Source organism: Pseudomonas sp., from assembly GCF_049300855.1.
Lineage (GTDB): Bacteria > Pseudomonadota > Gammaproteobacteria > Pseudomonadales > Pseudomonadaceae > Aquipseudomonas.
Genome location: NZ_JBAQKH010000014.1, coordinates 59,161 through 78,131 on the forward strand (window position 1 = coordinate 59,161; position 18,971 = coordinate 78,131).

Annotated in this window: 17 protein-coding genes; 10 read left to right on the forward strand and 7 right to left on the reverse strand. The window is 61.0% G+C overall.

The features are described from left to right. Positions 1-173: 173 nt before the first annotated feature. From paoA to paoC, 3 genes are read left to right on the forward strand one after another with little or no spacing between them, the layout of a single operon-like run. Positions 174-797 carry an aldehyde dehydrogenase iron-sulfur subunit PaoA gene (gene paoA, locus WA225_RS04535; RefSeq protein WP_422607010.1) on the forward strand — a complete coding sequence of 208 codons (624 nt, stop codon included), beginning with the start codon at positions 174-176 and terminating at the stop codon, positions 795-797. Beyond that, complete coding sequence (locus WA225_RS04540) at positions 794-1,750, forward strand: FAD binding domain-containing protein (protein WP_422607011.1); 957 nt, start codon at positions 794-796, stop codon at positions 1,748-1,750. The genes paoA and WA225_RS04540 overlap by 4 nt, the downstream gene beginning before the upstream one ends. Next, positions 1,747-3,945 carry an aldehyde oxidoreductase molybdenum-binding subunit PaoC gene (gene paoC / locus WA225_RS04545; RefSeq protein WP_422607012.1) on the forward strand — a complete coding sequence of 733 codons (2,199 nt, stop codon included), beginning with the start codon at positions 1,747-1,749 and terminating at the stop codon, positions 3,943-3,945. Before WA225_RS04540 ends, paoC begins: the two co-directional genes overlap by 4 nt. A 248-nt stretch (positions 3,946-4,193) precedes the next feature. Here the strand turns inward: paoC and WA225_RS04550 are convergent, their stop codons facing one another. Continuing rightward, positions 4,194-4,670, reverse strand: coding sequence for a (R)-mandelonitrile lyase (locus tag WA225_RS04550; RefSeq protein ID WP_422607013.1), 477 nt, complete (start codon positions 4,668-4,670; stop codon positions 4,194-4,196). A gap of 97 nt (positions 4,671-4,767) precedes the next feature. Here WA225_RS04550 and WA225_RS04555 point away from each other — a divergent pair, with 97 nt between their 5' ends. Further along, on the forward strand, positions 4,768-5,661 hold the full coding sequence (locus WA225_RS04555; RefSeq protein WP_422607014.1) for a LysR family transcriptional regulator: 894 nt from the start codon (positions 4,768-4,770) through the stop codon (positions 5,659-5,661). 7 nt (positions 5,662-5,668) lie between these two features. Here the strand turns inward: WA225_RS04555 and WA225_RS04560 are convergent, their stop codons facing one another. Both WA225_RS04560 and WA225_RS04565 read right to left on the reverse strand, forming a co-directional pair. Next, positions 5,669-5,872, reverse strand: a complete 204-nt coding sequence (locus tag WA225_RS04560) for a hypothetical protein (protein WP_422607015.1) — start codon at positions 5,870-5,872, stop codon at positions 5,669-5,671. A 145-nt stretch (positions 5,873-6,017) separates the two neighbouring features. Next, a complete protein-coding gene (locus WA225_RS04565; RefSeq protein ID WP_422607016.1) occupies positions 6,018-6,962 on the reverse strand; it encodes an aldo/keto reductase in 945 nt (314 codons plus the stop codon). Positions 6,963-7,074: 112 nt separating this feature from the next. On the opposite strand from WA225_RS04565, the gene WA225_RS04570 reads away from it, so the two are divergent. After that, positions 7,075-7,845: an alpha/beta hydrolase gene (locus WA225_RS04570; RefSeq protein ID WP_422607017.1), complete on the forward strand. Its 771-nt coding sequence runs from the start codon at positions 7,075-7,077 to the stop codon at positions 7,843-7,845. 84 nt (positions 7,846-7,929) lie between these two features. Continuing rightward, the gene (locus tag WA225_RS04575) at positions 7,930-8,796 is read left to right on the forward strand and encodes a CAP domain-containing protein (RefSeq protein WP_422607018.1); all 867 of its coding nucleotides are present in this window, start codon (positions 7,930-7,932) and stop codon (positions 8,794-8,796) included. Here WA225_RS04575 and WA225_RS04580 read toward each other — a convergent pair. The 3 genes from WA225_RS04580 to WA225_RS04590 all read right to left on the reverse strand — a co-directional run bounded on the left by WA225_RS04580 (position 8,766) and on the right by WA225_RS04590 (position 12,704). Beyond that, positions 8,766-9,707 carry a DHH family phosphoesterase gene (locus tag WA225_RS04580; protein WP_422607019.1) on the reverse strand — a complete coding sequence of 314 codons (942 nt, stop codon included), beginning with the start codon at positions 9,705-9,707 and terminating at the stop codon, positions 8,766-8,768. The genes WA225_RS04575 and WA225_RS04580 overlap by 31 nt on opposite strands. Positions 9,708-9,799: 92 nt before the next feature. Next, complete coding sequence (locus WA225_RS04585) at positions 9,800-11,083, reverse strand: Zn-dependent hydrolase (RefSeq protein ID WP_422607020.1); 1,284 nt, start codon at positions 11,081-11,083, stop codon at positions 9,800-9,802. A gap of 136 nt (positions 11,084-11,219) precedes the next feature. Beyond that, positions 11,220-12,704 carry an NCS1 family nucleobase:cation symporter-1 gene (locus WA225_RS04590; protein ID WP_422607021.1) on the reverse strand — a complete coding sequence of 495 codons (1,485 nt, stop codon included), beginning with the start codon at positions 12,702-12,704 and terminating at the stop codon, positions 11,220-11,222. Positions 12,705-13,328: 624 nt separating this feature from the next. On the opposite strand from WA225_RS04590, the gene hydA reads away from it, so the two are divergent. The 3 genes from hydA to preA all read left to right on the forward strand — a co-directional run bounded on the left by hydA (position 13,329) and on the right by preA (position 17,590). Further along, on the forward strand, positions 13,329-14,768 hold the full coding sequence (hydA, locus tag WA225_RS04595; RefSeq protein ID WP_422607022.1) for a dihydropyrimidinase: 1,440 nt from the start codon (positions 13,329-13,331) through the stop codon (positions 14,766-14,768). A gap of 179 nt (positions 14,769-14,947) precedes the next feature. Further along, positions 14,948-16,315 carry an NAD(P)-dependent oxidoreductase gene (locus WA225_RS04600; protein ID WP_422607023.1) on the forward strand — a complete coding sequence of 456 codons (1,368 nt, stop codon included), beginning with the start codon at positions 14,948-14,950 and terminating at the stop codon, positions 16,313-16,315. Then, positions 16,316-17,590, forward strand: a complete 1,275-nt coding sequence (gene preA, locus WA225_RS04605; RefSeq protein WP_422607024.1) for an NAD-dependent dihydropyrimidine dehydrogenase subunit PreA — start codon at positions 16,316-16,318, stop codon at positions 17,588-17,590. It begins immediately after the preceding gene. 258 nt (positions 17,591-17,848) lie between these two features. Here the strand turns inward: preA and WA225_RS04610 are convergent, their stop codons facing one another. After that, the gene (locus tag WA225_RS04610; protein WP_038365564.1) at positions 17,849-18,469 is read right to left on the reverse strand and encodes a TetR/AcrR family transcriptional regulator; all 621 of its coding nucleotides are present in this window, start codon (positions 18,467-18,469) and stop codon (positions 17,849-17,851) included. A gap of 139 nt (positions 18,470-18,608) precedes the next feature. On the opposite strand from WA225_RS04610, the gene copC reads away from it, so the two are divergent. After that, positions 18,609-18,971, forward strand: a complete 363-nt coding sequence (copC, locus tag WA225_RS04615; RefSeq protein WP_422607025.1) for a copper homeostasis periplasmic binding protein CopC — start codon at positions 18,609-18,611, stop codon at positions 18,969-18,971.

Genomic DNA, 18,971 nt, shown 5'->3' on the forward strand with positions numbered 1-18,971 from the left:
TGTGTTGCTCCCTGGATTGATGAACTGTGCACATAACTCTATAGCGCAAATCCGACAAAACCTTTTCCTCTTCCCGGCAGTCACTCCTTAACGAGACCGGCGATGACGCTGGCTGCCCGCTTGGGCCATCCATGACCCTGCTGCCCTGATGAAGAGAGAAAAGGAATCGAACCATGACGATTTCCCGACGCAGATTTCTGATCCTCGGCGCCGTCACCGCGACGGCGTTCGCAATGCCTCCGTTTATCAGCCTCAAGGCCTACGCCGCCAATCTGGAGAAACCGGCCATGAGTAAAGTGACCATCAACGTCAATGGCAAGCCGCGTGCGCTTGACGTCGACAACCGCACCACCCTGCTCGATGCCCTGCGCGAGCACCTGCACCTGACCGGCAGTAAAAAAGGCTGCGACCACGGCCAGTGCGGCGCCTGCACGGTGATCGCCGATGGCCGACGGATCAATTCTTGCCTGACGTTGGCGGTGATGCACGAAGGCCGTGAAATCACCACCATCGAAGGCCTCGGCATGCCCGACAATCTGCACCCGATGCAAGCCGCGTTCATCAAACATGACGGCTATCAGTGCGGCTATTGCACACCCGGGCAGATCTGCTCGGCGGTGGCGGTCATCAAAGAGATCCGCGATGGCATTCCCAGCCACGTCAGTGAACGCCTCACCGAGGCGCCGCAGTTGATTGCCAGCGAGCTTCAAGAGCGCATGAGCGGCAACATCTGCCGCTGCGGCGCCTACTCGAACATCATCGAAGCGATCACTGAAGTCGCGGAGGTGCCGGCATGAGACCGTTCAATTACAGCCGCGCCGACTCCCCCGCCGCTGCCGCCGCACAAGCCGCGCAATTTGAAGGCGCGCGGTTCATCGCCGGCGGTACCAACCTGCTCGACCTGATGAAACTCGACATCGAAACGCCGCTGCAACTGATCGACGTCAATCACCTCGGTCTGGACCAGATCGAAGCCACGCCCGAAGGCGGCTTGCGCATCGGCGCACTGGTGCGCAACACCGATCTGGCGGCCGACGCGCGGATCAGAAAAGACTACGCTCTGCTCTCTCGCGCCCTGCTCGCCGGGGCTTCCGGGCAGTTGCGCAACATGGCGAGCACCGCTGGCAACCTGCTGCAACGCACGCGCTGCCCGTACTTCTACGACACCAATCAGGCCTGCAACAAACGCCAACCCGGCAGCGGCTGCGCGGCAATTGGCGGGGTCAGTCGGCAGTTGGGCATCATCGGCGTCAGCGACGCGTGCATCGCCACGCACCCGAGCGACATGGCCATCGCCATGCGTGCCCTCGATGCGCAGATTGAAACGGTGAAACCCGACGGCAGCACCCGCAGTATCGCCATGGCTGATTTTCATCAATTGCCCGGCACCACGCCGAACATCGAAACCAGCCTGACGCCCGGCGAGTTCATCACCTCGGTGACACTGCCCGCACCGCTCGGCGGCACGCACATCTATCACAAGGTGCGCGATCGCTCGTCCTATGCGTTCGCGCTGGTGTCGGTCGGTCTGATCCTGCAACAGGACGGCAGCGGTCGCGTTGCCGTCGGCGGTATCGCGCCGAAACCATGGCGGGTCGAAGCCGCCGAAGCGTTGCTACCGAAAGGCGCCAAAGCCGTCAGCGAGCGCCTGCTCGACGGCGCTACACCGACCCACGACAACCAATTCAAACTGACCCTGGTCGAGCGCACGCTCGGTGCGGTGTTGGCGCAAGCGAGGGAGCCAGCATGAAATTCGACACGCCCGCCACCACCAACCCGATCGACCAGTTGAAGGTCATCGGCCATCCCACCGAGCGCATCGAAGGCCCACTGAAAACCAGCGGTCAGGCGCCATACGCCTATGAGCAGCATGAGGCGGTGGCCCATCAGGCTTACGGCGTCATGGTCGGCTCGGCCATCGCCAAGGGGCGGATCAATAACATCGATCTTGAGGCCGCCAAAGCCGCGCCCGGCGTGCTCGCCATCGTCACCGCCGCCAACGCCGGCAAACTCGGCAAGGGCAAATACAATGCCGCGCATTTGTTGGCCGGGCCGCAGATTCAGCACTATCACCAGGCCGTTGCGCTGGTGGTCGCCGAGACCTTTGAACAGGCGCGCGCCGCTGCGCAAATGGTCAAGGTCGATTATGTCGCCGCTAAGGGCGAATTCGATCTGGCCAGCGTGCGCGATAAAGGTGTCGAGCCAAAAGAGGAATTGCCCGATGTCACTCACGGTGATTTCGCCAAAGCGTTCGCCGCAGCGCCAGTGCAGTTCGACCAGACCTACACCACGCCGGATCAGTCCCACGCGATGATGGAACCGCATGCCACACTGGCGGCGTGGAAAGGCGATCAACTGACCTTGTGGACGTCGAACCAGATGATCGCCTGGAGCGTCGACGACATCGCCGCCACCCTCGGTTTGCCCAAGGAAAAAGTCCGGCTGATCTCGCCGTACATCGGTGGCGGCTTCGGCGGCAAACTGTTCGTGCGCGCCGATGCGATCCTTGCCGCCCTCGGTGCGCGCATGGCTGGCAGACCGGTGAAAGTCGCCCTCGCCCGCCCGCAGATCGCCAACAACACCACTCACCGCCCGGCGACCATTCAGCGCATTCGCATGGGCGCGACGGCGGACGGCAAACTCACGGCGATCGCTCACGAAGGCTGGTCGGGCAATCTGGCGGAAGGCAAAGTCGAAGTCGCTGCGCAACCGAGTCAGTTGTTGTACGCGGCGGAAAATCGGCAGGTCAGCATGCGTTTGTCTCCGCTTGATTTGCCCGAAGGCAACGCCATGCGCGCGCCCGGCGAAACCCCGGGATTGATGGTGCTGGAAATTGCCATGGACGAGATGGCCGAACAGCTCAAACTCGATCCGATCCAGTTCCGCATTCTCAATGACACTCAGGTCGACCCGGTGAAAACCGAGCGGCCGTTTTCGCAGCGGCGCTTGATCGAATGCCTGCAAACCGGTGCGGAGAAATTCGGCTGGAATAAGCGCAATCCGCAACCGGGCTCACAACGCGAGGGCCGCTGGCTGATCGGCATGGGCGTGGCCGCGGCGATTCGCAACAACTTGCTGGTCAAGTCTGGCGCGCGGGTGCGGTTGGAGCGCGATGGCAAGGTCACGGTGGAAACCGACATGACCGATATCGGCACCGGCAGTTACACGATCATCGCGCAGACCGCCGCTGAGATGATGGGCGTTGGTTTGAAGGATGTGAGTGTGCATCTGGGCGATTCGAACTTTCCGGTGTCGGCAGGTTCCGGCGGGCAATTCGGCGCCAACTGCTCGACTGCCGGGGTGTATGCCGCGTGCATGAAACTGCGTGAGGCAGTGGCGGGCAAGCTGGGCATGGCGGCGGATCAGGCGGAGTTTGTCGACGGTCAGGTGCGGGTTGGCGACAAGCACGTGCCGCTGCGCAATGCTGCGCAAAACGGCGTGGTGGAGGCTGAGGACAGCATCGAGTTTGGCGACCTCGCCAAGCAGTATCAGCAGTCGACCTTTGGTGCGCACTTCGTCGAGGTGGCGGTGGATGCCGCAACCGGTGAAGTGCGGGTGCGCCGGATGTTGGCGGTGTGCGCGGCCGGACGCATTCTCAACCCGCAAGCGGCGCGCAGTCAGGTGATCGGCGCGATGACCATGGGCGTCGGTGCGGCGTTGATGGAAGAGTTGGCGGTGGACAAGAAGCTGGGGTTTTTCGTCAATCATGATCTGGCGGGCTATGAAGTGCCGGTGCATGCCGACATTCCGCATCAGGAGGTGATCTTCCTCGATGAGACTGATCCGATTTCTTCGCCGATGAAGGCCAAGGGTGTCGGTGAGTTGGGGATTTGCGGGGTCAGTGCGGCGGTGGCGAATGCGATTTACAACGCCACGGGGGCGCGGGTGCGGGACTATCCGATCACCCTCGATAAAATCCTCTCTTCACTGCCGGAGATGATCTGAACGCCTGAATAGAGCCCTCACCCTAGCCCTCTCCCAGAGGGAGAGGGGACTGATCCGGGGATATTGGAGAATTTCACCGACCTGAAAGTCTTGCTGTGAATCCATAATCGACACAGCACTTTCAGGTCGACGGATAGCGTTTTGCTGTAAATCCATAATCGACTCGGTCTCTCAGGTCGATGTAAGACGCAAGACACAGCGGTCGACCGCCTCTCCCTCCGGGAGAGGGCTGGGGTGAGGGAAGCGCTTCACTCGGATCGCGGATATTGCTCAGCACTCACCTGCTCCATCCACTCCACCACTTTGCCATCGAGCACTTCGGCAATCGCGATATGCGTCATCGCCGTGGTCGCGGCCGCCCCATGCCAATGCTTGGCCCCCGGCGCAATCCACACCGTATCGCCAGGACGAATCTCACGCACCGGCTGCCCCCACTCCTGCACAAACCCGGAACCGGCCGTGACGATCAAGGTCTGTCCCAAAGGATGTGTATGCCAAGCGGTACGCGCGCCCGGTTCAAACGTCACCGTCGCACCACTGACCCGCGCCTCATCGGTGCCCTTGAACGGCGCATCGACGCGGACCGTGCCGGTGAACCAGTCCGCCGGGCCTTTGGCCGACGGTTGCGAACCATTGGGTGTGACCGTCACTCGCGGGGGCTCATTGGCCTGCACCTCACCCGCCAGCAGGGAAAGGCTCAGCGCAGAAGCGGCAATCGGGTTCATGGCAATTCCTCCAGATAAACAATGCCACCACTCTAACGACGCCCACTGTTCAGATAATCGACTAAAATTCGAAAAAACTTATGCAGGAAACTCATCAATGCTGCGTGAAAATGCCACCGACCTGCTCGCCTTCCTCGCCGTGGCCCGCGAGCGCAGTTTCACCAAAGCGGCGGCCAAACTCGGCGTTTCGCAATCGGCACTGAGCCATACCATCCGTGCCCTTGAAGCCCGTTTGGGCCTGCGCCTGCTGACGCGCACCACCCGCAGCGTCTCGCCCACGGAGGCCGGTGAACATCTGCTGCAAACCATCGGCCCGCGCTTCGAAGAAATCGAACGGGAACTGACGGCGCTGAGCAACCTGCGCGACACCCCTGCCGGCAAGATTCGCCTCAGCGCCACCGACCACTCGCTGGACTGGCTGCTGCGCCCGGTGCTCAAGGAATTTCTGCCGCAGTACCCGGACATCGCCGTCGAGGTCTGTAGCGATTACGGCTTCGTTGACATCGCAGGTCAGGGTTTCGACGCCGGCGTGCGCCTCGGCGAGGACGTCGCGCAAGGCATGATCGCCACCCGTATCGGCCCCGACATGCGCATGGCCGTGGTCGGTTCACCCGCCTATTTCGCCCATCGCCCCCGGCCACAAACCCCACGCGATCTGACCGAGCATGCCTGCAACAACCTGCGCCTGCCGACCAATGGCGGGTTGTACACGTGGGAGTTCGAGAAGGCTGGCGAAAGCCTGAAAGTGCGGGTTTCCGGGCAGGTCACCTTGAATGGCGTCTACCCGCTGCGCGACGCTGCAGTGGACGGTTTCGGCCTGAGCTACATTCCGGAAAACATCGTCGCGCCGTATCTGGCCGACGGCCGTCTGCTGCAGGTGCTTGAAGATTGGTGCCCGACGTTTGCCGGGTATCACCTGTATTACCCGAGCCGACGTCAGGCTGCGCCGGCGTTTGCGTTGTTGCTGGAGGCGCTGCGCTATCGCGGTTGAGGGCTAGTCACTTTTTATAACAACCCGCAGCGCCCCAGCACGCCTTGGCAATTTTGACTGCCACCTCCACCGAGCTGGCAGATACCGTCGCAATCTGTCCGCGTTGCATGCCCATGCACACATACTGTTCGTCGAAGGCGTAGGCCGCGAACACAATCAATGCGAGGCAAACCCCAGTGAAATAAGCACATCTGCGGCTGTGCACGTCCATGATTGTTCTTCTTCGGCGAAACAGGAGTCTCCATGATTGCTCGCCAGCAAAAGCCTTCCAACTGTCAGATATGACAGTCCTTCAGACCATTTGGAAATTAAAGTGTTGAGGAACCAACGCCAAGTCGCGGTCGCCGGCGAGATCGTCAGCCCACCAACGCAATCAACTGATGCCGCTGCGCATCGGTGAGCATCGGCCCGAACCCGGCCCTGGCGTTATCGGCCATGTAGCGTGGATTGCCCGTGCCGGGGATCACGCAGGTCACCGCCGAATGCGAAAGCAGAAATTTCAGCGCCAGTTGCGGCCAACTGTTGACCTGCACATCCGACACCCACGCCGGCAGCGGTTTGCCCTTGAGCCGCGCCAGCAATCCCCCGCCCCCGAACGGCCGATTACAGATCACCGCCACGCCGCGCTCGCGGCACAACGGCAGAATGCGTTTTTCGACGCCGCGGTCATCGAGGGCGTAGTTGATTTGCAGGAAGTCCAATTGTTCAGCCTTCAGCACCGCTTCGACTTCTTCGTAGGCGGACGCGGTGTAATGGCTGATGCCGATGTAACGAATGCGCCCCTGCGCTTTCCATTCGCGCAGGGTTGGCAGATGAGTTTGCCAGTCGAGCAGGTTGTGGATCTGCATCAGGTCGATGCGTTCGGTACGCAGCAGGCTGAACGACTGCTCCATCTGCGCGACGCCCTCCGCGCGCCCGCGCGTCCACACCTTGGTCGCCAGGAACGCCGGTGAACGCGGCTCGTGGATGGACAGCAATTCGCCGGTGGTCTGTTCGGCGCGGCCATACATCGGTGAGCTGTCGATCAGCGTACCGCCCTTGGCAAACAGCTCATCAAGCACAGCCGGCAATTGCCGGTAGGCCGGATCACCCGGGGCGACGTCGAAACCGCGATAAGTACCAAGACCCACCATGGGCAACGACTCGGAGCTGGACGGGATGGCGCGGGTCTGCATGGCGTGGCCTCCGGTGGTCGCGGGTGTCGTGGCAGTGGCCAACGCCCGATCAAAGGTGAAGACCGCCGAAACCCCGGCAGCCAGCGTGAGCAATCGGCGACGGGAGTAACCCTCAGTGTGGCTCATGCTGGTTCCCCTGCTGCGTGGATCTGTTGCATGTTGTGTGTGCGAGCGGCCCGGTGGCAGGGCTGGACTACACTGCGACAGCCAACTTTCACACACCGTTAAAAGTAGCCGAATGTCCCGAACCCTGATGTCACTCGTCGTATTGATCGTTGCCGTGTATCTGGTGCTGTGCGCGGCGCTGTTCTTTTTTCAGCGTTCGCTGATCTATTTTCCGCAACCCAACTCGGTCAACGGCGCCGATTCACGGATGACACTGGCGATGCCGGATGCGCAGGTTTCGGTGGTCACTCGCGAGCGCGCCGGATCGCGGGCGCTGATCTATTTCGGCGGCAATGCCGAGGACGTCTCGCGCAATCTGCCGGAGTTTGCCGAGGCGCTTCCTGAATACGCGGTGTATCTGCTCAACTATCGTGGCTTCGGTGGCAGCGGCGGCTCACCGTCCGAGGAGGCGATTGCCGAGGATGCGCTGGCGCTGTTCGATCAGGTCTATGCCAGTCATCCGCAGGTGGCCGTGGTCGGGCGCAGTCTTGGTTCCGGCGTCGCGGTGCGCCTGGCCAGTCAGCGGCCGGTGCAACAGCTGATTCTGGTGACGCCTTACAACAGCCTCGAAGAAATTGCGGCGCGGCAGTATCCGTGGGTGCCGGTGAAGTGGTTGCTCAAGGATCGCTTTGAATCAGGCAAGTACGCCGCGCATATCCGCGTGCCGACGTTGTTGCTCGCGGCCAGTGACGACGAGGTGATTCCCCGCGCCAGCACGCAGCGTTTGCTGGAGAGTTTCCCGCAAGGCGTGGCGACGTTGAGGGTGGTGCCGGATTCGGGGCATAACTCGATTTCCGACCGTGCGCAGTATTTGCAGTGGATGGGGAATGTGTTGAATCGGTGAACCAAGTCCCGATTCCTCAGTCCTACCCGCGCCGCGTTCTGCGGTTCACTCCTTTGCGCTGTCCTCTTCAGAGCTGCCCGTCTCATGCGCCACGCCGTTCGTTCGTCTCGCTTGGTTTCGTTGTGCCTGCTGATCCTTTCACCCTTGTTCGCGGCAACCGCCCATGCCGGTGCGGAGCGACAATTGGTAGCTGCCATCAACGACTATCGCGCCCATCCGCAACGCTGCGATCGGCGCCCGGCGCAACGGCTGGCGCCGTTGGCGTTGAAGTCGAATCTGGCCTTGCCGATCGGTTATCGCTACGCCGGTGGCATGCGAGAAGCGCTGAAATCGTCCGGGTATTCCGCCGTCGCGGTGCGCAGTATTCGCGTGGTTGGCGCCGAGGATGCCGAAGAGGCCTTCGACCTGCTGCAAAACGACCACTGCGCCGCGCTGCTGGATGCGAGCTACGCCGACATCGGCGTCAGCCGGTCGCGCAATGAGTGGCAAGTGGTGTTGGCGCAACCGGTGTTCGACAGCCGCGTTGGCGATAACCGCAGCGTCGGCAAGGCCCTGCTCGCCGAGGTCAATGCCGCACGTGCGCGACCACAGATGTGCGGACGTCAGCGATTCGCCGCCGCCCGACCATTGAGCTGGAATGCCGCATTGGGCGCCGCTGCCCAAGGGCACAGCAAAGCCATGGCTTACGGCAACTATTTCGCCCATCAGGATCCGGACGGTGACCTGCCCGCCGATCGCGCCCGCGCGGCGGGTTATCGTGGCCGGCAAATCGGCGAAAACATCGCCGCCGGGCAGAGTTCGCCGGGCAAGGCCATGGCCGGATGGCTGGCCAGCCCCGGACATTGCGCCAATTTGATGAACCCGATGTTCACTCAGGTCGGTGCCGGGTTTGCCAGTGAGGCGCGCAGTGCTGAAGGGGTTTACTGGACGATGGTGTTTGGTGCGCAGTGAAGGGCAGCGTCCAGTGCCAATTTCAACAGTTCCTTGCGCAGCATTGACGGCGCGCGAACGGCCTGCCCGGCCTGCCAGTCGAGTGGCAATAAATGATTGAGCTTTTGTTGGCTGACCTCGGCTGGCGCCAGAAAGCAGCTTTTGCGGTCGCGGATACTGATCACATTGAGCAGCCAGTCGTCGCCCTGCTCGGCCATCCAGCGTTTGATCATCGGCCGGTGGTTTTGCAGCAGAGCGTCAGCATCCCACACGGTCATTTGTGCGAAGAAGCCCGGCAGGTTGCTGTCGGGCTTCATTCGTTTCGAGTCGGCCGCCAACGCAGCGGCCAGGTCCGATTCGATGCTGGCCTGGCATTCGAGAAAATACTGCCGGGGCCAGTCTGCCGGCAGTTTTGCCCGTGAAGCGAGGTCGGCGTAGGCCTTGATGTCGGCAGGAGTGGTCATCTGTCCGGTGAAGTTCAGCGTATTGTCGAGAATCGCGGTGGCCAGCAATGCCGCACTGTGCGAGCTGATGGCGGATAGCAAACCTGCGCCTTCCCAGCGCTGAAAGATTTGGGTTGCCGCAGCGCCGATCGGACGAATATCGGCGCCAGTCCCAAGCTTCTGCGCCCAGTAATGCTCATACCCCGGATGATGATCGATGACTTCTACCACCCGTTCGAGCACCACCAACGGGTCGAAATGGTGATAGTCCGAGACATCGACCAACACGAATTCATCGTCGGATGTCGGCACGTACTCGTGAAAAGCTGAAGCCCAGCCAAGCACGCTTGGTGAAACGCTGGCATTGGCTGGCGCGCTGCTGACGGCGCGGGCGGCAATGCCTTGCCGATTGAACAGTTCGGCGTAGGCGATGCAACAGGCGTAGGCGTCGATGTCCAGGTAGGACGCGCCGGAGGTGATGATTTTCATGGGCCGGCAACATCGCACAGGTTTATGACGTTTGGGTGACAGGAAAAGATCGCAGCCTGCGGTAGCGCCTGCAGCGCTGCGATCCTTTGTCTTTATGCGGCGGCTTTACCGGCCGCGACCATCGCCGAAGCGGCCAGCATCGCCCGCAACAACACCGCGCAGCCGGCCGCCAGATCATCCGGCGCGGCGTTCTCGATTTCGTTGTGGCTGATGCCGCCTTCGCACGGCACGAAGATCATCCCGGCCGGGCCGAGTTCGGCGAGGAAAATCGCGTCATGTCCGGCGCCGCTGACGATGTCCATATTCGACAAACCAAGCCCTTTCGCCGCGCCGCGCACGGCTTCCACGCAGCCTTTTTCGAAATACAGCGGCGGAAAGTCGGCGGTCGGGGTCAGCTCGTAGGTCAGGCCGTGTTCTTCGCAGGTGGCGTCGATGATTTGCTTCACTTCAGCGATCATCGAATCGAGGCGCGCCGGTTCCAGATGCCGGAAGTCGAGAGTCATGCGCACTTCGCCGGGGATGACGTTACGCGAGCCGGGATAGGCTTGCAGGCAGCCGACGGTGCCACAGGCGTGTGGTTGATGACCGAGGGCGGCGCGGTTGACCGCACCGACGATGACCGAGGCGCCGACCAAGGCGTCTTTACGCAGGTGCATCGGCGTCGGGCCTGCATGCGCCTCGACGCCGCGCAGCTTGAGGTCGAACCACTTCTGCCCCAGCGCGCCCAGCACCACGCCGATGGTTTTCTGCTCGTCTTCGAGGATCGGGCCTTGTTCGATGTGAGCTTCGAAATAGGCGCCGACCTTGTGCCCGCTGACTTTACGCGGACCCGCGTAGCCGATGGCGTTCAGCGCTTCGCCAACGGTGACGCCGTCGGCATCGACTTTGGCGAGGGTTTCTTCGAGGGTGAATTTCTCCGCAAACACACCGGAGCCCATCATGCACGGGGCGAAGCGCGAGCCTTCTTCGTTGGTCCAGACCACCACTTCCAGCGGCGCTTCGGTTTCTACTTTCAGGTCATTGAGGGTGCGCAGAACTTCGACGCCAGCGAGTACGCCAAAGCAGCCGTCGAACTTGCCGCCGGTCGGTTGGGTGTCGATGTGGCTGCCGGTCATCACTGGCGGCAGGTCGGGATTGCGCCCCGGGCGACGGGCGAAAATGTTGCCGACGGCATCGACCGTGACGCTGCATCCGGCGTCCTTGCACCACTGCACGAACAGGTCGCGGGCCTGGCGGTCGAGATCGGTCAGGGCCAGGCGACAGACCCCGCCCTTGACCGTCGCGCCGAGTTTGGCCAGTTCCATGAGCGAAGCCCACAGGCGGTCGCGGTTGATGTGCTGATGGGTCGATTGCAGAACGTCTACGGCTGCGTTCATGGGGATCTCCTCAGTGCTGATACCGATAGTTCCCACGCTCTGCGTGGGAAATTATCCATGGACGCTCCGCGTCCGCTGTTGGGACGCGGAGCGTCCCGGGCTGCATTCCCACGCAGAGCGTGGGAACGATCATGAGTTACACCGCTGATTTAACGACCGAGGGTTGCGCACGCATCACGCACAACCCGTAATAAATAATCCCGCCCAGCGCCGAGCCGGTGAACCAGCCATAGCTGTAGAACCAGCTGAACGCATCGCTACCCAGTGACAGCAACGTCAGCACCACCGGCACCCCAAAGGCGAGAAACCCGGCCCAGTTCCACGCCGGGTAGACGTCGTCGCGGTACAACCCGGCCAGGTCCAGTTGCTGTTTCTTGATCAGGAAATAGTCCACCACCATGATCCCGGCGATCGGCCCGAGCAGGCTCGAATAGCCCAACAGCCAGTTGGAATACACGGTTTCCAGGCTGACATCGGAAACGATCAGACCGAGTTTTTTCAGCAGTTCATGGCCCATCAATAACAGTCCGACAAACCCGGTCAGCAACACCGCTTTGGTGCGGTTGATGACTTTGGGTGCGATGTTCTGGAAGTCATTGGTCGGCGAAACAATGTTGGCGGCGGTGTTGGTCGACAGCGTGGCGATGATGATCAACGCCATCGCCACCGCGACCCACACCGGGCTCTGGATATGCCCGATCAGACTGACCGGATCGGAGACGGTCACACCGACCAGTTTCACCGACGCGGCCGTCATGATCACGCCGAGGGAGGCGAACAGAAACATCGTCAGCGGCAAGCCAAAAATCTGCCCGAGAATCTGGTCTTTCTGGCTCTTGGCGTAACGGCTGAAGTCGGGAATGTTCAGCGACAACGTCGCCCAGAAACCGACCATCGCGGTCAGCCCGGCGGCGAAGTAACTGACCACGCTGGCACCCTCCGGACGCTTGGCCGGAATCGCCAGCAGTTCGGTCATCGACACATTGGGCATCGCCCACACCAGCAAGCCGATGCCGACCGCCACCAACAGCGGCGCCGACAACGTCTCCAGCCACTTGATCGACTCGGCGCCACGAATCACCACCCACAGGTTCAGCGCCCAGAAGATCATGAAGCCAATCACCTCCCCCGTGCCGCCGAGGGATTTCCAGCCCTCGAACACCGAGCCGAGAAACAGGTGAATCGCCAGCCCGCCAAACATAGTCTGAATACCGAACCAGCCACACGCCACCAGTGCGCGGATCAGGCACGGCACGTTGGAACCGAGAATGCCGAACGACGAGCGCAGCAACACGGGAAAGGGAATGCCGTACTTGGTGCCGGGAAACGCATTCAGCGTCAGCGGAATCAGGACAATGACGTTGGCGAACAGAATCGCCAGCAGCGCTTCGCCGACGGTCAGACCGAAGTAAGCCGTCAGCACCCCGCCGAGGGTATAAGTCGGCACACAGATCGACATGCCGACCCACAGCGCGGTGATGTGCCATTTGTTCCAGGTGCGTTCGCGCACCTTGGTCGGTGCCATGTCGTGGTTGTAACGGGGACTGTCGAGGACGTCGCTGCCGGCTTCAAGCTCGTACAAGCCGTCGCGCTCGGTCACTTGCGATCTGTTCTGTTGCATGGCCGCTCCATTGTTCTTCTGATTATTTTTTGCTCATCAGGCGGCTGCACCCGAGGGTACGAACCGGACGATGGCCGGAGGAACTGACAACTTTCGTGCACCGGCCATGGTGTCAGCGGCGGCATCAATAAACGTGCCGGGTGCCCCGCTTACGCATCGGGCCGAGGGTTAAACGCTTTGCAACTTTCTGATATTCATCAGTTTTAATTATTCACCGGAGGAGTTCGCGGAAACTTGTCTGGGTGCTCAGGCTAAACACTTGGCAAGTTGTCCGAACAGACAGGACTCAAACTGGTGCACTGCATTTATTTTCATCGTGAGCGAGCAGCCGCAGCTCAACTTCAAGCGGCTGATTTCACATAGGAAATCTTGCTCATATTTCCATCCTGTCAAGTGCGTCAAAATGGTGAACGGCCTCACCATTTTGGTGTTTTTCTTTTTTTATCGTTATTTTTCAAACACTTAAAACAGTCATAAGCTTATAAAAAATAATCTTGATCTATTGCAAATCTGCGACTAGTTTCTATTCCTGACAGCGCTGACAGGAATACACCTTGCAACGCCGTACATCAATAAAACATCTAGAACCGACACAAGTCGGTCAATGCCTGCGAGGAACTCGGAATGTCTCTGTTGATCCGTGGCGCCACCGTTGTTACCCATGATGAAAGTTATCGCGCCGACGTCTATTGCGCCGACGGCGTGATCAAAGCCATCGGTGAAAACCTTGATATTCCCGCCGGCGCCGAAGTCCTCGACGGCAGTGGCCAATACCTGATGCCCGGCGGCATTGATCCGCACACCCACATGCAACTGCCGTTCATGGGCACCGTGGCCAGTGAGGATTTCTACAGTGGCACGGCGGCTGGACTTGCCGGCGGCACCACATCAATCATCGACTTTGTGATTCCCAATCCGCAGCAGTCGCTGATGGAAGCGTTTCATCAGTGGCGCGGCTGGGCGGAAAAGTCCGCGTCCGACTATGGCTTCCACGTTGCAATCACCTGGTGGAGCGAGCAGGTGCGCGAGGAAATGGCCGAACTGGTCAGCCATCACGGCATCAACAGCTTCAAGCATTTCATGGCTTACAAGAACGCGATCATGGCGGCTGACGACACGCTGGTGGCGAGCTTCGAGCGTTGCCTTGAGCTCGGTGCCGTGCCGACCGTGCACGCGGAAAACGGCGAGTTGGTCTATCACCTGCAACGCAAGTTGATGGCCCAAGGCATCACCGGGCCGGAGGCGCATCCGCTGTCGCGGCCGTCGCAGGTTGAAGGTGAAGCGGCGAGCCGGGCGATTCGCATTGCCGAAACCATCGGCACGCCGCTGTACCTGGTACACGTTTCGACCAAGGAAGCCCTCGACGAAATCACCTATGCGCGCAGCAAGGGCCAACCGGTGTACGGCGAAGTGCTCGCCGGGCATTTGCTGCTCGACGACAGCGTTTATCAACACCCGGACTGGCAGACCGCTGCCGGTTATGTGATGAGCCCGCCGTTCCGTCCGCGTGGTCATCAAGAGGCGCTGTGGCACGGGCTACAAAACGGCAACCTGCACACCACCGCGACTGACCACTGTTGCTTCTGCGCCGAGCAAAAAGCCGCCGGCCGTGATGACTTCAGCAAGATTCCCAACGGCACCGCCGGAATCGAAGATCGCATGGCGGTGTTGTGGGATGAAGGCGTCAACAGCGGGCGTTTGTCGATGCAAGACTTCGTCGCCCTCACCTCTACCAACACCGCGAAGATCTTCAACCTCTATCCGCGCAAAGGTGCGGTTCGCGTCGGCGCCGATGCCGATCTGGTGCTGTGGGACCCGCAAGGCACCCGCACCATTTCCGCCAAGACCCACCATCAGCAGGTCGACTTCAACATCTTCGAAGGCAAGACCGTGCGCGGCGTGCCGAGCCATACCGTCAGCCAGGGCCGGGTGGTCTGGGCCGATGGCGACCTGCGCGCCGAGCGCGGTGCCGGGCGGTACATCGAACGGCCGGCGTATCCGGCGGTGTTTGATTTGTTGAGCAAGCGGGCTGAGTTGCACAAGCCAGTTGCTGTGAAACGCTGAAATCCAGGCCTTCGGCCTCATAAATGATCGTTCCCACGCTCTGCGTGGGAATGCAGCCCGTGACGCTCCGCGTCACTGGACGCAGAGCGTCCCTAGAGGCATTCCCACGCAGAGCGTGGGAACGATCAACCACTGCCCGACAGAGGCAGAGAACCTCAATAACCGTGAGGCACAAAACCGTGATCGAGACCCTGAACCATCTCCCCCACCCGCACGAAAGCGCGGCCGCCCTCGCCGGGCATTTCACCGATCTGGCGCCGCCGCTCAACGACCGGCAGGCGCATCTGGAAGCCTCGCGCTGCCTGTACTGCTACGACGCGCCGTGCGTGAATGCGTGCCCGAGCGAGATCGACATCCCGTCGTTCATCCGTAATATCCATCAGGACAACGTTCCGGGTGCGGCGCAGAAAATCCTTTCGGCGAACATCCTCGGTGGCAGTTGCGCCCGCGTCTGTCCGACAGAAATCCTCTGCCAGCAAGCCTGCGTGCGCAACAACGCCCACGAATGCGCGCCGGTGTTGATCGGCCTGTTGCAACGCTACGCTGTGGACAACGCACACTTCAGCGAACACCCGTTCCAGCGCGCTGCCGCCACCGGCAAACGCATTGCCGTGGTCGGTGCCGGCCCGGCCGGTTTGTCCTGCGCCCATCGCAGTGCCATGCACGGTCACGACGTGGTGATTTTCGAAGCTCGGGAAAAGGCTGGCGGCCTCAATGAGTACGGGATCGCCAAATACAAACTGGTCGACGACTACGCGCAGAAGGAACTGGATTTCCTCCTGCAGATCGGCGGCATCGAAATTCGTCACGGGCACAAACTCGGAGAAAACCTGAGCCTCAGCGAACTGCATCAACAGTTCGACGCGGTGTTCCTCGGACTCGGCCTCAATGCCAGCAAACAACTCGGTCTGGCCCACGAAGATGCACCCGGTCTGCTCGCTGCCACCGATTACATTCGCGAACTGCGCCAGGCCGATGACCTCACGCAACTGCCGCTGGCCGAACGCTGCATCGTCCTCGGCGCCGGCAACACCGCGATCGACATGGCCGTGCAAATGGCCCGCCTCGGCGCCCGCGACGTCAATCTGGTGTATCGCCGCGGCGCCGCCGACATGGGCGCTACCGGTCATGAGCAAGACATCGCCAAAGCCAATCAGGTGCGCCTGCTGACCTGGGCGCAACCGGAAGAAATCCTGCTCGACGATCAGGGCCACGTGCGCGGCATGCGTTTCGCCCGCACCGATCTGGTCGACGGTCGCCTGCAAACCACCGGCGAGACCTTCGAATTGGCCGCCGATGCGATCTTCAAAGCCATCGGCCAGGCCTTCGATGGCAGCGCCCTCGCCGACCCGCTGGCCCGCGAACTCAAGCGTCAGGGCGAACGCATTCAGGTCGATGAACACCTGCGCACCAGCATCCCCGGCGTGTATGCCGGCGGCGACTGCACCAGCCTCGATCAAGACCTCACCGTGCAAGCCGTGCAACATGGCAAACGCGCCGCCGAGGCGATCAACGCTCAACTGATGCTCAACGTGGAGGCTGCGTAAATGGCCGATCTGTCGATAGTCTTCGCTGGCATCAAAGCGCCAAATCCGTTCTGGCTGGCCTCCGCGCCGCCGACCGACAAAGCCTACAACGTGGTCCGCGCCTTTGAAGCCGGCTGGGGTGGCGTGGTCTGGAAAACCCTCGGTGAGGATCCGGCGGCGGTCAACGTCTCGTCGCGTTACTCGGCGCATTACGGCAATAACCGCGAAGTGCTGGGCATCAACAACATTGAGCTGATCACCGACCGTTCGCTGGAGATCAACCTGCGCGAAATCACTCAGGTGAAGAAGGACTGGCCGGATCGCGCGCTGATCGTTTCGCTGATGGTGCCGTGCGTGGAGGAATCGTGGAAACACATCCTGCCGCTGGTGGAAGCCACCGGCGCTGACGGTATCGAGCTGAATTTCGGTTGCCCGCACGGCATGCCTGAGCGCGGCATGGGCGCGGCGGTCGGTCAGGTGCCGGAGTACGTCGAGCAGGTCACGCGCTGGTGCAAGACCTATTGCTCGCTGCCGGTGATCGTCAAACTGACGCCGAACATCACCGACATCCGCGTCGCCGCCCGCGCGGCCCACCGTGGTGGTGCCGATGCGGTGTCGCTGATCAATACGATCAACTCGATCACCAGCGTCGATCTCGAGCACATGGTCGCCCTGCCCACCGTCGGCAGCAAAAGCACCCACGGCGGTTATTGCGGCTCGGCGGTGAAGCCGATTGCGCTGAACATGGTCGCCGAAATCGCCCGCGATCCGCAGACCCAGGGCTTGCCGATCTGCGGGATTGGCGGCATTGGCAGTTGGCGTGATGCGGCAGAATTCATGGCGCTGGGCAGCGGCGCGGTGCAGGTGTGCACGGCGGCGATGCTGCATGGGTTCCGCATTGTCGAAGAGATGAAGGATGGGTTGTCGCGGTGGATGGACAGTCAGGGTTACGCCAGCATCAGTGAGTTTGCCGGGCGTGCGGTGGGCAATACCACCGACTGGAAGTACCTCGACATCAACTATCAGGTGATCGCGAAGATTGATCAGGACGCGTGCATTGGTTGCGGGCGTTGCCACATTGCTTGCGAGGACACTTCACATCAGGCGATTGGCAGTCTGAAGCAGGCGGACGGCACGCATAAATATGAAGTGATTGATGAGGAGTGTGTGGGTTGTAACTTGTGCCAGATCACTTGTCCGGTGGCGGATTGCATCGAGATGGTGCCGATGGAGACGGGGAAACCGTTTCTGGACTGGAATCATGATCCGAGGAATCCGTATCACGTTGCGGTCTAGATCGCCGACTGATCCAACAGCCCCCTCACCCTAACCCTCTCCCAAAGGGAGAGGGGACTGATTGGGGGATGCTGCAGAAATCCACCGACGTGAACGATTTGCTTTGAATCCATAATCGATACAGGGCACAAACTCGGAAGGTTTTAAATCCATAATCGACTGGATCTTTCAGGTCGATGTAACCCGAGAGACACCTCGGTCGGCCCCCTCTCCCCCCGGGAGAGGGCTGGGGTGAGGGTCAGCCTTTGATCTTGCTCTTCAAGGCTCCAGCCCGATCCCACGCAAGATCACACTCGTCACCGTCTGCACCGCCCGCTCAAACTGCATGTCCGACAACGGCTGATGTTCATTCAGAATATTCACCTGATGATCAAAGTCAGCGTAGTGCTGCGTCGACGCCCAGATCATGTACAGCAAACTCGACGGCTCCACCGGCAAGATCCGCTTGTCTTCGACCCACTGGCGAATCTTCGCTTCCTTCATCTTCGCCCAGTCATACAGGCTGACATCCAGCGCCTCGCCCAAGGTCGGCGCGCCGTGGATGATTTCGTTGGCCCAGACTTTCGAACCGTACGGCCGGCTGCGCGAGTGGTTCATCTTGGCGCGAATATAGCTGCTCAGCACCACGCGCGGATCGTCGAACATCTCAAAGCACAACGCATCCTGCTTCCACACTTCCAGCAGATCGAACAGCACCGCGCTGTACAGCTCGCTCTTGGTGCTGAAGTAGTAATGCAGGTTGGAACGCGGCAGTTGCACTTCAGCCGCGATGTCGGCCATGGCCGTGCCGCCGAAGCCTTTTTCGGCGAAAACCTTTTCCGCCGCCAGGAGGATTTTCTCGACGTTACTGCGACGAATCTCGATCTTGTGATTGCCCATGAGGGCTCCCTGACAACAGCGTTGCCCAAGACTAGCATCCGCTCTGGTGCGCGGGCGACCGCTGCAAACAAAACTTCGTACAGCGGCGAGCGGATGGCTAAACTGACGGTTCTTTGATCCTGCCTCAGAGGTATTTGCGATGCTGTTCAAGAACGTCCTGACCACCACTGCCCTGCTCGCTTCGCTGTTCGCCGCATCTTCCGTATTTGCCCACGCCCACCTGAAAAGCCAGACCCCGGCCGCCGACAGCACCGTCGCCGCCCCGGCCGATTTGCGCCTGACCTTTTCCGAAGGTGTCGAGGCCAGTTTCACCAAAGTCACCGTGACCAAGGATGGCGCAGCAGTCGCGATCAAGCCGCTGACCACCGAAGGCGACAAGAAAACCCTGATCGTCACCCCCGCTGCACCGCTGACGGCTGGCGACTACAAAGTCGAATGGCACGCAGTGTCGGTCGATACGCACAAAAGCGAAGGCGCCTATCAGTTCAAGGTGGGCCAGTAA

What these genes read in the sequence shown, in the direction of transcription:
- copC (WP_422607025.1), top strand. Translation starts at nt 18,609, where the DNA reads ATGCTGTTCAAGAACGTCCTGACCACCACTGCCCTGCTCGCTTCGCTG.
- WA225_RS04575 (WP_422607018.1), top strand. Translation starts at nt 7,930, where the DNA reads ATGCGCCACGCCGTTCGTTCGTCTCGCTTGGTTTCGTTGTGCCTGCTG.
- WA225_RS04570 (WP_422607017.1), top strand. Translation starts at nt 7,075, where the DNA reads ATGTCCCGAACCCTGATGTCACTCGTCGTATTGATCGTTGCCGTGTAT.
- WA225_RS04560 (WP_422607015.1), bottom strand. Translation starts at nt 5,872, where the DNA reads ATGGACGTGCACAGCCGCAGATGTGCTTATTTCACTGGGGTTTGCCTC.
- WA225_RS04550 (WP_422607013.1), bottom strand. Translation starts at nt 4,670, where the DNA reads ATGAACCCGATTGCCGCTTCTGCGCTGAGCCTTTCCCTGCTGGCGGGT.
- WA225_RS04585 (WP_422607020.1), bottom strand. Translation starts at nt 11,083, where the DNA reads ATGAACGCAGCCGTAGACGTTCTGCAATCGACCCATCAGCACATCAAC.
- preA (WP_422607024.1), top strand. Translation starts at nt 16,316, where the DNA reads ATGGCCGATCTGTCGATAGTCTTCGCTGGCATCAAAGCGCCAAATCCG.
- WA225_RS04580 (WP_422607019.1), bottom strand. Translation starts at nt 9,707, where the DNA reads ATGAAAATCATCACCTCCGGCGCGTCCTACCTGGACATCGACGCCTAC.
- WA225_RS04540 (WP_422607011.1), top strand. Translation starts at nt 794, where the DNA reads ATGAGACCGTTCAATTACAGCCGCGCCGACTCCCCCGCCGCTGCCGCC.
- hydA (WP_422607022.1), top strand. Translation starts at nt 13,329, where the DNA reads ATGTCTCTGTTGATCCGTGGCGCCACCGTTGTTACCCATGATGAAAGT.
- paoC (WP_422607012.1), top strand. Translation starts at nt 1,747, where the DNA reads ATGAAATTCGACACGCCCGCCACCACCAACCCGATCGACCAGTTGAAG.
- WA225_RS04555 (WP_422607014.1), top strand. Translation starts at nt 4,768, where the DNA reads ATGCTGCGTGAAAATGCCACCGACCTGCTCGCCTTCCTCGCCGTGGCC.
- WA225_RS04590 (WP_422607021.1), bottom strand. Translation starts at nt 12,704, where the DNA reads ATGCAACAGAACAGATCGCAAGTGACCGAGCGCGACGGCTTGTACGAG.
- WA225_RS04610 (WP_038365564.1), bottom strand. Translation starts at nt 18,469, where the DNA reads ATGGGCAATCACAAGATCGAGATTCGTCGCAGTAACGTCGAGAAAATC.
- paoA (WP_422607010.1), top strand. Translation starts at nt 174, where the DNA reads ATGACGATTTCCCGACGCAGATTTCTGATCCTCGGCGCCGTCACCGCG.
- WA225_RS04565 (WP_422607016.1), bottom strand. Translation starts at nt 6,962, where the DNA reads ATGAGCCACACTGAGGGTTACTCCCGTCGCCGATTGCTCACGCTGGCT.